The organism is Chitiniphilus purpureus (assembly GCF_025642115.1).
GTDB classification, from domain to species: Bacteria; Pseudomonadota; Gammaproteobacteria; order Burkholderiales; family Chitinibacteraceae; genus Chitiniphilus; species Chitiniphilus purpureus.
Window position 1 is genome coordinate 2,840,699 of record NZ_CP106753.1, and the last position, 14,094, is coordinate 2,854,792.

Below are 14,094 nucleotides of genomic sequence, written 5' to 3' on the forward strand. Positions count from 1 at the left end.
CACCCGCACCGTCATCCGTCAAAACAGTACTGCCGTGCTCAGACGAGCGGTATGACCTGCCATTGCCCGTCTCTCAGCGCCAATCGCCTGTCACAATTCGCCTCCTCGCAATCCACGCCCAGGTCGACGATCACAGTCTCGCCCTGCCCACGCAATGCACGTATGGCATCCAGCAATGCCGGCGCCTCCCCGCAGGGTGCCAGGATCGCCGGTCGTGCAGCCGGAAACGGCAACCGGGTCAGCTCACGCAGATCCAGGCTGAAGCCGGTGGCCGGGCGCGAGCGGCCGAACTTCTCGCCCACGCTGTCGTAGCGCCCGCCGCGTGCAATGGCATTGGCAAAGCCCGGTGCGTAGGCGGCAAACACCAGGCCGGTGTGGTAGTCGCTGCTCTTGACCTCGGCCAGGTCGAACCGGACCGGGATGGCGCGGGCCTTGAGTGCACCTTCCAGTTCCTCAAGTGCATCGAGTGCCGCTGTGATTGCCGGCAACGCCGGCAGCACGGTACGCGCCCGGGTCAGCACGTCGTTGGCGCCGTAAAGCGTCGGCAGCGCGGTCAGCCCCTGGCGGATGGGCGCCGCCAGCGCGGCGGTGGTCTGCTGCAACGTCGGCAGATCCTTTTGCTGCAGCGCCGCGAACACCTGCTCGCGTGCCTCGCCCGTCAATGCGGCCGCGTCCGCCAAAGCATGGAACAGACCGATGTGGCCGATGTCCAGGCTCACCTGCTGCAAACCGGCGAGCGCCATGCTCTCGAACATCAGCTCGATGACTTCCACGTCTGCCGCAATGCCGGCGCAACCATACAACTCGGCCCCGATCTGCCGCGGCTCACGCGTGGACAGGATGCCGTCCGGCCGGGTGTTCACCACCGATCCGGCGTAGCACAGCCGCGCAACGCCCTTGCGGTTGAGGATGTGTGCGTCGATGCGTGCCACCTGTGGGGTGATGTCGGCACGCAGCCCCATCTGCCGGCCGGTCAGCTCGTCCACCAGCTTGAAGGTCTTGAGGTTGAGCGCGGGGTCGTCGTGGAGGAACAAGGACTCCACATACTCGACCAGCGGGGGCATCACGAATTCGTAGCCGTAACGGGCGAACAGATCGAGCATGCTGCGCCGCATCGCCTCGATCTGGCGTGCTTCACGGGGCAGGACATCGGAAATGTTCTGCGGCAGTATCCAGTTGCGCATCAGGTGTCTTTCAAACAAAGGCCCGTCGGTGCGATGCACCGCCGGGCGCTTGGAAACCGGAAAAGGAGTTAGTGTACGGCGAGTGCGAGCAGCAGGCCAGCCATCAGGGAGAGAAAGCCGAACAAGCGCACATGGTTGCTGTGCAACCCAGCTGCCCGCCCCATGCTGCGTTTCCACAGATGGGGCGCGGCAAACGGCAGAATGCCCTCCAGCACCATGACCAGCGCCACCGCCAGCGCGAATGTCTCGCTCACTTGCTGCCCGCCCGCGAATTCTTCATGTACTTGAAGAACTCGGCGCTCGGGTCGACCACCAGCAGATCGCTCTTCTTGCGAAAGCTTTCCTTGTAGGCATCAAGGCTCTTGTAAAACGCATAGAACTCCGGATGCGCACCGTAGGTGGTGCCATAGATGGCTGCGGCGCGTCCGTCCCCCTCACCCTTGAGCTGCTGGGCCTTGTTGTAGGCATTGGCCAGGGTCACTTCACGCTGCCGGTCGGCATCGGCCTTGATCTTCTCGGCCTCGGCCGCACCCTGCGCGCGCAGCTGGTTCGCCACCGCCTTGCGCTCGGACTGCATCCGCTCGTAGACCGAGGTCAGGGTGCTGTCTTCCAGCTCCACCCGCTTGATCCGGACATCGATCACACGCACGCCGATGCGCGATGCATCCACGTCGGCCACTTTGCGCACCCGATCCATCACCTCGTCGCGCTTGCCGGAGATGACGTCCTGCACCGTGCGCTTGCCGAATTCATCGCGCAACATGTTGTTCACGGTGTTGCGCAGCCTGTCGACCGCCTTGCGCTGATCGGTGCCGACCGCCTTGTAGTAACGGCCCACATCGACGATGCGCCACTTGATGTAGCTGTCGGCCCGGACATTCATCTTTTCGATGGTCTGGATACGGGCCGGGATATTCTCGTCGATGGTCTGGATGCGTTTGTCGAAATAGCGCACTTCCTGCAGCAGCGGGATCTTGAAATGAAAGCCCGGCTCGGACAGCACGCGACGTGCCTCGGAAAACTGGAATACCACGGCGAACTGGCGCTGATCGACGGTGAAGAACGACAGGCTCAGTACAAAGAGGCCGATCAGGATGACGGCGAGCGTCGGCAGAATGCGATTCATCTCGTCCTCCTCCTTAGCGACCGAAGCGCTCGCCGCGCTCAGGCGACGACGTATCGGCAGGTGCAGTGCTCACGGGCGCTGCGCCTGGAGCCGGCTGCGCGGGACTCGCCGGCGTCTCCGCCCCGGTCTGCTGGATCAGTTTGTCGAGCGGCAGGTAGAGCAGGCTGCCCGCTTTCTGGTCAACCAGCACCTTGGTGGTGCTCTGGAAGATCTGCTGCATGGTTTCGAGGTACATCCGGTCACGGGTTACTTGGGGCGCCTTGGTGTACTCGGCGGCCACCGCCTTGAAGCGCGCGGTATCCCCCTCGGCCTGCGCGACCACCCGCTGCTTGTAACCCTCGGCCTCTTCCAGAAGCCGCGCGGCAGCCCCTTCGGCCTTCGGGATCACGTCGTTGGCGTAGGCACGGCCTTCGTTGACCAGACGCTGCCGGTCCTGCCGGGCCTTGACCGCATCGGCAAACGAAGCCTGCACCTGTTCAGGCGGCTGCACGTCGGAGATGTTCACCCGGGCGATCGAGACCCCCGCGCCATAGCGGTCGAGCAGCTCCTGCATCAACGCCCTGGTTTCCTCGGCGATCTGGCCGCGGCCTTCATTGAGCACGTAGTCGACCTTGCTCTTGCCCACGACCTCGCGGATCGCGGTCTCCGCCGCGGGCTTGACGATCATGTCCCGCCCACTGGGATCGAGCACGCGGTTGTTGAATACATAATCCTTCGCGGAATTGAGGGTGTACTGCACTTCGAGCTGCACTTCGATCAGATTCTGGTCTCCGGTCAGCATCATGGCCTCGTCCGACGTGGAGGTGCTGCCCTGCACCCCGACTTCCAGGCTGCGGATCTCGGTCATGTTGACGATCTCACGCCGCTCGATCGGCCAGGGCACATGCCAGTGCAGGCCCGAATTCTCGACGGTGTTCACATAGCGGCCGAAACGCAGGATGACGGCATTTTCCCGCTCGTCCACCACATACAGCCCCGACGCGCCCCACAGCACCAGCACCACGCCGACGATGGCGATCAGGCCGGCGGAACCGGCAGGGCCGCGGCCTGGCGACGAGGGGCGATTGCCGCCAAAGAAGCGCGAGAGCCGCTGGCTGGCTCTGCGGATGATTTCGTCCAAGTCAGGTGGGCCGTCATTGCGGCGGCCGCCCCATTGCGGGTCGTTCTGGCTCATGGATTGGTGTTTTCCTCGGTGTTTTTGCTCATTGCCTCGACCATGGCACCGCGCAGCAGATCCAAGCCTTCTGCGTTGATCGCACTGACGCGAACGGCGCGAATCCTACCATACTCGTCCCGCTCGACATCCGCCGGCAGCCCCTTCAGGTCGATCTTGTTCCAGACCATCAGTTGCGTGATGCGTTCCGCACCGATCTCGGTCAATACCTTGTTCACTTCGCCGATCTGCATATCCCGCAATGGATGATTGATGTCCACCACATGCAACAGCAAATCAGCGTGGATTGTTTCTTCCAGCGTGGCGCGGAATGCCGCGACCAGCGTATGGGGCAATTGCCTGATGAACCCCACGGTATCGGAGATCACCACCGAATGCGTTTCATCGAGGAACAGTTTGCGTGACGTGGTATCCAGCGTAGCGAACAGCTGGTCGGCGGTGTAGCTCTTGGCCTTGTTCAACGTGTTGAACAGCGTCGACTTGCCAGCATTGGTATAGCCCACGATGGAGATGGTGAACTGGCCGCTGCGTTCGCGGGCCCGGCGCTGGGTCGCGCGTTGGCGCTGTACGGTCGCCAGCTGGTCCTTGAGCCGCTTCACCCGTGCGCCGATCAGGCGGCGGTCGGTTTCCAACTGGGTTTCGCCCGGGCCGCGCAAGCCGATCCCCCCCTTCTGCCGCTCCAGGTGGGTCCAGCCGCGCACCAGGCGCGTCTGGATATGGGCAAGCTGAGCCAGCTCGACCTGCAGCTTGCCTTCAGCGGTACGGGCACGTTGGGCAAAGATGTCCAGGATCAGCGTGGTGCGGTCGATCACCCGGCATGACAATGCCCGCTCCAGATTGCGCTCCTGCGCGGGCGAGAGCAGGTGATTGAAGATCACCAGGGGGACATCGTTGGCACGAACAGCGGCGGCGATCTCTTCAACCTTGCCGGTACCCGCAAAGTAGGCAGGATCGGGCCGCGAGCGCTTGCCTTCGATCACCGCCTGCGGATCGACCCCGGCCGACTGGACAAGCTGTACGAACTCTTCCAGCCCATCGCGGTAATCGGGCTCCCCGAAATCCAGGCAGACAAGGATGGCTGTGTCGCCGCCCTGATGGCGTTCAAACATGCAAAACCGATGTCGAGGAGTGCCAAATGAGAAGACCCCGGAAGATCACGTCTTCCGGGGCCGCAACGTCGTTGCGCGAACTCACGCTTCAGCGGCAGGCGCAGCCGGGGGCTGCTCGTGCGGAATGCTGACTGGGCGCGAAGGTACCACGGTCGAGATCGCGTGCTTGTATACCATCTGCGTCACATTGTTGCGCAGCAACACCACATATTGATCAAACGATTCGATTTGACCTTGCAGTTTGATGCCATTGACCAGATAGATATAAACAGGGACGTGTTCCTTACGCAGGATATTGAGGAACGGGTCTTGCAGCATTTGCCCCTTGGCGCTCATTAGTTGTTCTCCGATGCGTTGTTATGGTGAAAAGCTATCTTAATCGAGCCTTTTGCAGCATCTTACGCTTATAGTATAAAACCTACCAGCCACCAATGGTGCGTATTTACGCCCCGCGCAGCTTGGTCCGCGGGTTGGGCTTGCTTCCCGGGCGATCGTCGCTGGCGTAGGGGTTGGCGCCCAATTTGTACTGCACCCGCAATGGTGTGCCCTGCAGTTTGAAGGTCTTGATGAACGTATGTTCCAGATAGCGCCAGTAAGCTGCCGGCACCTGCTCCAACGCATTGCCGTGCACCACGATGACCGGAGGATTGGTGCCCCCCTGGTGGGCGTAGCGTAACTTGGGGCGCACCTTGCCCGACAACGGCGGTTGTTGCCGCTCGACCGCCAGCTGCAACACCCTCGTCAATTTGGGTGTCGGGATCTTGATCATGGCCGCGGCATAGGCGGCATCGATCGATTTGAAGAGATCGCCGACCCCGTGGCCGGACAACGCCGAGATGTAATGGAACTTGGCAAATTCAAGAAAGGCAAGCTTGCGGGCGATCTCGCGCTTGATCCGGTCGCGCTGCTCGGCCGACGCGGCCTCCCACTTGTTGATCGCCACGACCAGCGCCCTGCCGGTTTCAAGGATGAAGCTCGCCAGCCGTGCATCCTGGTCGGAGACCTCCTGCATGGCATCGAGCACCAGCACTGCCACATTGGCGCTTTCCACCGCCTGCATGGTCTTGATCACCGAGAACTTCTCGATGGTCTCGTTGATCTTGCCACGCCGCCGCACGCCGGCGGTATCGATGATCGTGTAATGCGCCTGATTGCGCTCGAAATCGATGAAGATCGAGTCCCGCGTGGTGCCAGGCTGGTCAAAGGCAATGACCCGTTCCTCGCCAAGGATGGCGTTGACCAGCGTGCTCTTGCCGACATTGGGCCGGCCGACCACCGCGAACTTGGGGTGATCCTGGGCCGGCTCGTCCTCGACGTCGTCGAAACGCGACAGCACTTCGTGCAGCAGTTCGCGCACGCCTTCGCCGTGCGAGGCGGAGACGGCCACCGGCGTCTCCAGCCCCAGCTCGTAAAAGTCGGCCGTGACCACTGCCTGATTCATGCCCTCGGCCTTGTTGACGGCCACCCAGACCGGGCGACCCACCTGACGCAGGTGTTGGGCAATCAGTTTGTCCTGCGGCGTGACGCCGACCCGGCCATCGACGATGAAGATCACGGCATCGGCCTCATCGACCGCCTGTAACGTCTGGCGGGCCATCTCGACCATGATGCCTTCATCGACCACCGGCTCGAAGCCACCGGTATCGACCACGAAATAAGGCTTGCCGCCGACCTTGCCGTGTCCATAGTGGCGATCACGGGTAAGCCCCGGCTGATCGGCCACCAGGGCATCGCGGGTCTTGGTAAGGCGGTTGAACAGAGTGGATTTGCCGACATTGGGGCGGCCAACCAGGGCAATCGTCGGTTTCATGAGCTACTGCCCGATGCCGATTGCGAACACATTGCCCGCCTGGGTCTGTACGATCAGCCGTTCACCGATCACCTGCGGCACTGCGGCCACCCGGCTGCCATCGGTGGACAGCTGTCCGACGAACCGGCCGTCCTCGCGCGACAGGAAATGCACATACCCCTCCAGATCACCGACCGCGAGTACCTCACCGATCCGGGCAGGCGCGCCGACACGCCGTGCAGCGAGCTTGTCCTGACGCCACATGCTGCGCCCACTGTTACGATCCAGCGCGCTGACATGCCCCAGGTCGTCGACCAGATAGAGCTGGTCGCTGTCAAGCGCGACACCGGCATAGCTGGACGCTTCGCGCGACCAGACCGGGGTGCCGTTGCGCTGATCCAGGCAGCCGACCCGGCCCTGATACGCCACCGCGCAGACAAGGCCCTCGCCCAGCACCGGGGGGGCGACCACGTCGGCGATACGTTCAAGTTCGGTGGCACCACGGGGTTGGGCCACCGGGCTGTCCCACAACACGCTGCCGTCGGCAAGCCGCAACGCCACCATGCGCCCACCGGCCATGCCGACGAACACCGTGCCATCGTTGACCACCATCGGCGCAAAGTTGCGCAGGACCAGTGCCGGCATCTGGCGCTGGAACTGCCACTTGCGCGCCCCGTCCGCCGCCGAGAAACCGGTGATGCGGCCATCGGCGGTCCGCACCACGACGATACTGCCGCCCACGAGCGGCGGCGCGATCACTTCGCTGGAAACCTGGATCTGCCACAGCGGGGCACCATCATAGCTGTAGGCATAGACGCGGCCCTTGAGCGAACCGACCGCAATGGTGCCCTCGCCCGCCCCGACGCCACCGGCAATGGGCTGTTCCAGTTCGACCTGCCAGCGCTGTGCACCGGTGGCCAGATCGAGTGCGGCCAGTTGCGCCGGGGCACCGGCCACGATCAGCCGGTCGCCGGCCTGGGCCGGCAGGAAACGAAAATCGGTCTTGCCACCGGCCGAAGCTCGCCACAGCACACGGGCACCGATCTGATCGGCCACCTGCGGGCGCGGCGAGGGTTCGGGCTGGTTGCTGGTCGAACCGCAAGCGACCAGTACACCAGCTAGCATTGCGAGCGCTGCGCCGCGCAGTACCGGCGTGAGGCGGCCCATCGTCAATAACGGCATGTCAACCCTTCTTGAGCGCATCGAGTTTGATCTGGACGAACTGCAGGTTGGGCGCATCCTTGGGCAGCTTGCTCAGTGCCTGTTGGTACGCCTGCTCCGCGCCCTTGGCATCGCCCTTCTCCACCAGCACGTCGCCGCGCATTTCGGCCACGAGGCCCGCCATGCCGGTCGATTCGGCGGCGTTGAGCGTGGTCAGCGCGGCGTCGAACTGCTTTTGATCCAGCTGTACTGCGGCCAGCCGCAGGCGCGCCGCATCACGCAGATCCGTTTCCTTGGCCTGGGCCGCCACCCAGCGCAGCTGGGCCTGGGCCTGATCGACCTCTCCCTTGTCCACGCTGATCTTGGCGGCAAGCAGCGCGGCACGCGGTGCATGGGCGGTACCGGCGTACTCCTGCTTGAGCCGGTCGGCCTCGCTGCGCGCCTTGGCCGTATCGCCGGCGAGCGCACCCGCCTCGACCTGGGCGTAGATCGCAGCGGCCGCCTCAGCCTGGTGCTGCTGGTATCTGTTCCAGCCTTGCCAACCGGCGAATGCCACCAAACCGGCCACGGCAAGGCCAGTGAGATATTTGCCCCAGCTTTGCCACCACGCCTTGAACTGGGCGATCTGTTCCTGTTCCTGAAGGTCGAATGCCATCTTGTTGTTTTCCTGATTCAGTTTCCGCTACACGCAAGCCGCTGATTATGCCCGAATTCGTACCGCAAGTTCGGCCACCGGCACAGTGCACTGTTCACCTGCGCCCGCCCCGACGAGCATCTTGAGGTTGGCCGTGCCTGCCGCCGCCTCCTCGTCGCCCAGCACCACGGCAAAGCGCGCACCGCTCGCATCGGCCTTCTTGAACTGGGACTTGAAGCTGCCGCCACCGGCATGCACCGCCACGGCGATGCCTGCGTCACGCAGTTGTTCCGCCACCTGCGGGGCAAGCCGCTGCGCGGCTTCGCCCAGGTTGACCACGTAGACCTCGGGTGCATCGGACGCCGTCACACCGTATTCCTGCAGCAGCAGGAAGACACGCTCCATGCCCATGCCAAAACCACAGGCCGGCGTCGGCTTGCCGCCCAGGGTCTCGACCAGTGCATCGTAACGGCCGCCACCGGCAATGGTGCCTTGGCTGCCGAGCCTGGTGGTGACCCACTCGAACACGGTGCGGTTGTAGTAGTCCAGCCCGCGTACGAGGCGCGGATTGAAGTGATAGGCCACGCCGGCATCGCTCAGGTATTGGCAGACCCCGTCGTAATGCGCACGGGTCTGCGGCCCCAGGGTCTCGAACAACTTGGGCGCATTCTCGATCAGCTCCTGCATCACCGGATTCTTGCTGTCCAGAATGCGCAGTGGGTTGCTGTGCAGGCGCCGCCTAGCATCCTCGTCCAGGAGCGCGGCGTGCCTTTCGAAATAGGTGATCAGTGTCTGGCGGTAGGCCGCACGCTCCGCAGCATCGCCGATGGTGTTGAGCTGCAGCGCCACATCCGACAACCCCAGGCTGCGCCACAGGCGCGCCAGCATCACCATCTGCTCGGCATCGACATCAGGGCCGTCCAAGCCGAATGCCTCTGCGCCCACCTGGTGGAATTGGCGCTGCCGGCCCTTCTGCACGTTCTCGTGCCGGAACATCGGGCCGGCATACCACAGGCGCTGCGGACCGTTGTAGGTCAGGCTGTGCTCGACCACGGCACGCACGCAGCCTGCCGTACCTTCCGGGCGCAGCGTCAGCCTATCGCCGTTCAGTGCGTCGACCCAGGAATACATTTCCTTTTCGACGATATCGGTCGTCTCGCCCACACCACGCACATACAGCCCGGTGGGTTCGACCAGGGGCAGGTGGATATAGCGGTAGCCGTACAGTGCCAGCACGTCGGCGGCAGTGCGCTCCAGCTTCTGCCACAACGCGGTCTGGCCGGGCAGGATGTCGTAGAAGCCCTTGATGCTTTGGAATTTGTCAGCCATGGATAGTCAGATTGCCTTGAGCGGAATGATCTTGTTGTCGGCCCGCTTGGCGCCGCCCTCGCCATAGCGTGTGCTCACATAATGCTCGACGATGGCCTGGAACTCGCTGGCGACCTGATCGCCCTTGAGCGTCACCGTCTTTTCACCGTCCACATAGACCGGACACACCGGCACTTCGCCGGTGCCGGGCAGGCTGATGCCGATATCGGCGAGCTTGGATTCGCCCGGGCCGTTCACGACGCAGCCCATCACCGCCACCTTGAGGTTTTCCACCCCCGGATATTGATTGCGCCAGACCGGCATCTGTTCGCGCAGGAATTCCTGGATATCCCGCGCCAGCTCCTGGAAGACCGTCGAGGTGGTCCGCCCGCACCCGGGACAGGCGATCACCATCGGGGTGAAGCTGCGCAGACCCATGCTTTGCAACAGCTCCTGCGCCACCACGACTTCCTTGGTACGATCGCCGCCCGGCTCGGGTGTGAGCGAGATACGGACGGTGTCACCCAGTCCTTCCTGCAGCAGCACCGCCAGCGCCGCGGACGAGGCCACGATGCCCTTCGATCCCATGCCGGCCTCGGTCAGCCCCAGGTGCAGCGGGTAGTCACAGCGGGCAGCCAGATCACGGTAGACCGCGATCAGATCCTGCACATGCGACACCTTGCACGACAGCACGATGCGGTCGGGCGACAGGCCCCAGCCGATCGCCTGTTCGGCCGAGTCGAGTGCGGAGCGGATCAGTGCCTCGCGCATGACCATCTCGACCGGCAAGGGCCTGGCGAGCTTGGCATTCTCGTCCATCAGCCGGCTGGCCATGCTCTGGTCGAGCGATCCCCAGTTGACGCCGATGCGCACCACCTTGTCGTGCTCGATCGCCTTTTCGATCATGAAGGCGAACTTCTCGTCGCGCTTGCTGCCCTTGCCGACATTGCCGGGGTTGATCCGGTACTTGGCGAGCGCGATCGCACACTCGGGATAGTCCCGCAGCAACCGGTCGCCGTTGAAATGGAAGTCGCCGATCAGGGGCACCTTGCAACCCCAGTTCTCCAGCTTCTCCTTGATGACCGGCACCGCGGCGGCCGCTTCGGCACTGTTGACGGTGATACGCACCGCCTCGGAGCCTGCGCGCCACAGTTCGAACACCTGGCGGGCAGTGGCCTCGGCATCGGCGGTATCGGTATTGGTCATCGACTGCACCAGCACCGGGTGATCGCTGCCGATCCAGACATGGCCCAGTCGCACCTGCCGGGTGCGGCGCCGCACAAGAAAATCAGTCGTCATCGGGGGCTACTTCAATTCGAAAGCGGCGACGTTGACCTTGGTGTAAGGCGCAAGATCGACGGGTTTGCCGCGTAGGTAGAGGCGGGTTTGTGGGGCGTTGCCGATCTTGACGCGATAAGGCGCCCTGCCCGCGACGTTGCGCTCGGCACCGGCCGGCAATACCTCGGAGAGCACGCGCTTGCCGTCGGCATCGGTGATCTGCACCCACGATTCAGCCAATGCAGAGAGGCGCAACTCGGCCTGGGAAGCGGCTTGTGCAGCAGGTGTGCTGGCCACGGTGAGCTGCGGCGCCGACGCGGCCGGTGCCGAGGCAGCAGGCTCGACGGCCATGCTTGCGGCATGCGTCTGCGGCGCTTCGGGCAGCTCCAGCGTGGCGTTGGGCACATCCAGCTGAGGACTGGCGGGCTGCTGCAGATACCACCACACGCCGCCGAACACCGCCAGAAAGGCGACGATCCCGACCAGCAGCGCCGGCCAGGCGGTGTTGCCGCGCCCGGCATGCTCCAGGCTGAACCCTTCCTCCTCGCGCACCGAGGGCAATGCCGACTGGATGCGTTCGGTGGGCAGCAGGCCCTCAAGGTCGGCCAGCAGCGGCGCAGCCTCCAGCTCCAGCAGCTTGGCGTAGTTGCGCACGAAGCCCCGTGCAAAGGTATTGCCGGGCAGCGTCTCGTAGTGGTCGGCCTCGATCGCCTCGATCTGCTTTCTGGCAAGCTTGAGCTGGTTGGCAACCTGATCGATCGCCAGGCCCATCTGCTCGCGCCGGGCCTTCAGACGCGGTCCTACGCCTTGGCTGATCGTCGATTCGGTTTGTTGGTCGGTCATTCTGTCCGTTTTCCACTCCGGCGCTCACGCCGGTTTGCATCCCTGGATCACTCGTACTTGCCCTCTTTGAGCTTGAGGGCTTCCACCGATTCGGGAAACTGCCGACGCAGTTGCGCGGCAAGGCGGGTTTCGGTTTCCTGGTCTGCGGCCATGCGCGCCACGCGCACGCCCAGCCACAGCGATTCAGCGCTTTCAGGCAGACGCTTTTGCAGCTCGGCGTAATACCGCTTGGCCAGCACCGGATCGCCCAGCTTGAGCCCCAGTTCGACCAGCCAGAGCCTGGCCTGCAGATTGTCCTGCCGATAACGCAGCGCACGTTCGAAATAGTCCTGCGCCGCCTGCGGCTTGCCCGATTTCAATGCGCATTGCCCCGCATTCACCAGCGTCTTGTCCGGATTCGCGTAAAGCGGATTCTTCAGCGCATTCAGGTAATAGAGAATGCCTTCCTCGTACTGGGCCCGTTCGCACAGGAACCAGCCGTAGTTGTGGTTGATATCGGGGTTGTCCGGTGAAAGCGAAAGCGCCTTCAGGAAATGGTCGCGCGCCTTGCCCTCTTCCTTCAGCTCGGCATAGATGAGCCCGAGGACATTGTAGGCTTCGGCATATTTGGGATTGACCGCCAGAGCCCGCTTGGCCTCGTCGATGGCCACACCGTACTGGCCGCGCTGGAAATAACCGGCAGCAAGCTGGGTGCGCAGCACCGCGGCATCGTTGGCCTGCACTGCCTGCACCCCGGGCACAGCGCCGAGGCAAAGACCCAGTAGCAGCCAGAAGGCCACGCCGTACTTTCGCATGCTTTTCCCCTCAATCACGGAAAGTGATCGGCTGCACGTTGTCCGCCCGCTGCGTGCGCCGTGTGCGATCCTTGACCTGCCCCGCCAGCTGGCCACAGGCGGCGTCGATGTCATCGCCGCGCGTCTTGCGTACCGTGACGATGTATCCCGCCTCGATCAGAAGGTCGCGAAAGGCGAGAATAGCATCGCGGGACGAACGGTTGTACCCCGAGTTGGGGAAGGGGTTGAACGGGATCAGGTTGAGCTTGCACGGCACGTCGCGCAGCAGCGCCGCCAGTTGCCGGGCATGTTCGGGCTGGTCATTGACCCCATCGAGCATCACGTACTCGAAGGTGATGAAATCCCGTGGCGCCTTTTCCAGGTAGCGCCGGCACGCGGCCAGCAGTTCATTGAGCGGATATTTCTTGTTGATCGGCACGATCTGGTCGCGCAGGGCATCGTTGGGGGCGTGCAGGCTTACCGCCAACGCCACCGGACAGGCCTCCCGCAACCGATCCATCGCCGGCACCAATCCCGAAGTGGACAGGGTGACGCGCCGCCGGGACAGGCCGTAGGCGTTGTCATCCAGCATCAGCTTGAGTGCGGCGACCACATTGTCGAAATTGGCGAGCGGCTCGCCCATGCCCATCATCACCACGTTGGAGACGATACGGCTGTCTTCATTGGCAGGCGTCCCCAGCCGGGCCTGCTCCAGCGAAAGCCGCCGGTTGGCCCACCATAGCTGCCCAATGATCTCGCCGACCGACAGATTGCGGTTGAAGCCTTGCTTGGCGGTGGAACAGAACGAGCAGTCGAGGGCACAACCCACCTGGCTGGAGACGCATAGCGTGCCGCGGTCGTCCTCGGGGATGAACACGGTCTCGATACCGTTGCCCACGCCGACATCGAGCAGCCATTTGGTGGTGCCGTCGCTGGCGACATGCTCGGCCAGCACGCCCGGTGCCTTGACCTCGGCCGTGCCCTGCAGCCTGGCGCGCAGCGACTTGGCGATATCGGTCATCTGCTCGAAATCCGATACACCGCGCTGATGGACCCACTTCAGCAGCTGCTTGGCGCGGAACGGCTTTTCGCCGTATTGCGCCATCAGGCCGGTCAGCGCCTGGGCATCGTAATCAAGCAGATTGACAGACATTCGTGATACTCCCGGAATCCGCCCGGTCAACGGGCGGCCTCCATCAGCGGCCGTAGACTTCGCTGGCCGCGAAGAAATAGGCGATCTCGATCGCGGCATTCTCGGCGCTGTCCGAACCGTGGACGGCATTGGCATCGATCGAATCGGCGAAATCGGCGCGAATGGTGCCCTGGTCAGCCTTCTTCGGATCGGTGGCACCCATCAGTTCACGGTTCCTGAGGACCGCGTTCTCGCCTTCGAGCACCTGAATCATCACCGGACCGGACACCATGAAATCGACCAGATCCTTGAAGAACGGACGCTCCTTGTGCACTGCGTAGAAGCCCTCGGCTTCAGTGCGGGACAACTGCTTCATCCGGGCGGCGACCACTTTCAGGCCGGCCGATTCGAAACGGTCATAGATCTTGCCGATCACATTCTTTGCAACAGCATCGGGTTTTACGATCGACAAGGTGCGTTCAATAGCCATGTTGACTCCAAAAAGGCGTTACGGTTCTGAGGATAAACGCGAAGAAACAAAAGAAATGGTTTGCAGCAACGAGCGGACTCGGCTAGCCTCGTT

The 14,094-nt window shown here is 63.3% G+C and carries 15 protein-coding genes; all 15 read right to left on the reverse strand.

Annotated elements, in window-relative coordinates:
* Positions 1–38: 38 nt before the first annotated feature.
* The 15 genes from N8I74_RS13085 to ndk all read right to left on the reverse strand — a co-directional run bounded on the left by N8I74_RS13085 (position 39) and on the right by ndk (position 14,001).
* Complete coding sequence (locus N8I74_RS13085; protein WP_263123544.1) at positions 39–1,184, reverse strand: ATP phosphoribosyltransferase regulatory subunit; 1,146 nt, start codon at positions 1,182–1,184, stop codon at positions 39–41.
* Between the two features lie 68 nt (positions 1,185–1,252).
* Positions 1,253–1,438 carry a DUF2065 domain-containing protein gene (locus N8I74_RS13090; RefSeq protein WP_263123545.1) on the reverse strand — a complete coding sequence of 62 codons (186 nt, stop codon included), beginning with the start codon at positions 1,436–1,438 and terminating at the stop codon, positions 1,253–1,255.
* A complete protein-coding gene (hflC, locus tag N8I74_RS13095) occupies positions 1,435–2,310 on the reverse strand; it encodes a protease modulator HflC (protein WP_263123546.1) in 876 nt (291 codons plus the stop codon). The genes N8I74_RS13090 and hflC overlap by 4 nt, the downstream gene beginning before the upstream one ends.
* Before the next feature lie 13 nt (positions 2,311–2,323).
* Positions 2,324–3,484: an FtsH protease activity modulator HflK gene (hflK, locus tag N8I74_RS13100; protein ID WP_263123547.1), complete on the reverse strand. Its 1,161-nt coding sequence runs from the start codon at positions 3,482–3,484 to the stop codon at positions 2,324–2,326.
* On the reverse strand, positions 3,481–4,593 hold the full coding sequence (gene hflX, locus N8I74_RS13105; protein ID WP_263123548.1) for a GTPase HflX: 1,113 nt from the start codon (positions 4,591–4,593) through the stop codon (positions 3,481–3,483). Before hflX ends, hflK begins: the two co-directional genes overlap by 4 nt.
* A gap of 81 nt (positions 4,594–4,674) precedes the next feature.
* Positions 4,675–4,929 carry an RNA chaperone Hfq gene (hfq, locus tag N8I74_RS13110; RefSeq protein ID WP_136772337.1) on the reverse strand — a complete coding sequence of 85 codons (255 nt, stop codon included), beginning with the start codon at positions 4,927–4,929 and terminating at the stop codon, positions 4,675–4,677.
* Positions 4,930–5,035: 106 nt separating this feature from the next.
* Positions 5,036–6,403, reverse strand: a complete 1,368-nt coding sequence (der, locus tag N8I74_RS13115) for a ribosome biogenesis GTPase Der (protein WP_263123549.1) — start codon at positions 6,401–6,403, stop codon at positions 5,036–5,038.
* A 3-nt stretch (positions 6,404–6,406) separates the two neighbouring features.
* On the reverse strand, positions 6,407–7,564 hold the full coding sequence (gene bamB / locus N8I74_RS13120) for an outer membrane protein assembly factor BamB (RefSeq protein ID WP_263123550.1): 1,158 nt from the start codon (positions 7,562–7,564) through the stop codon (positions 6,407–6,409).
* Between the two features lies 1 nt (position 7,565).
* The gene (locus N8I74_RS13125; protein ID WP_263123551.1) at positions 7,566–8,198 is read right to left on the reverse strand and encodes a YfgM family protein; all 633 of its coding nucleotides are present in this window, start codon (positions 8,196–8,198) and stop codon (positions 7,566–7,568) included.
* A 45-nt stretch (positions 8,199–8,243) separates the two neighbouring features.
* On the reverse strand, positions 8,244–9,506 hold the full coding sequence (gene hisS, locus N8I74_RS13130) for a histidine--tRNA ligase (RefSeq protein ID WP_263123552.1): 1,263 nt from the start codon (positions 9,504–9,506) through the stop codon (positions 8,244–8,246).
* 6 nt (positions 9,507–9,512) lie between these two features.
* A complete protein-coding gene (gene ispG / locus N8I74_RS13135; protein ID WP_263123553.1) occupies positions 9,513–10,784 on the reverse strand; it encodes a flavodoxin-dependent (E)-4-hydroxy-3-methylbut-2-enyl-diphosphate synthase in 1,272 nt (423 codons plus the stop codon).
* A 6-nt stretch (positions 10,785–10,790) separates the two neighbouring features.
* On the reverse strand, positions 10,791–11,606 hold the full coding sequence (locus tag N8I74_RS13140) for a helix-turn-helix domain-containing protein (protein ID WP_263123554.1): 816 nt from the start codon (positions 11,604–11,606) through the stop codon (positions 10,791–10,793).
* A 47-nt stretch (positions 11,607–11,653) separates the two neighbouring features.
* Complete coding sequence (gene pilW / locus N8I74_RS13145; protein ID WP_263123555.1) at positions 11,654–12,400, reverse strand: type IV pilus biogenesis/stability protein PilW; 747 nt, start codon at positions 12,398–12,400, stop codon at positions 11,654–11,656.
* A 10-nt stretch (positions 12,401–12,410) separates the two neighbouring features.
* Positions 12,411–13,532 carry a 23S rRNA (adenine(2503)-C(2))-methyltransferase RlmN gene (gene rlmN / locus N8I74_RS13150; protein ID WP_263123556.1) on the reverse strand — a complete coding sequence of 374 codons (1,122 nt, stop codon included), beginning with the start codon at positions 13,530–13,532 and terminating at the stop codon, positions 12,411–12,413.
* Between the two features lie 43 nt (positions 13,533–13,575).
* Complete coding sequence (ndk, locus tag N8I74_RS13155) at positions 13,576–14,001, reverse strand: nucleoside-diphosphate kinase (protein ID WP_263123557.1); 426 nt, start codon at positions 13,999–14,001, stop codon at positions 13,576–13,578.
* Positions 14,002–14,094 lie beyond the last annotated feature (93 nt).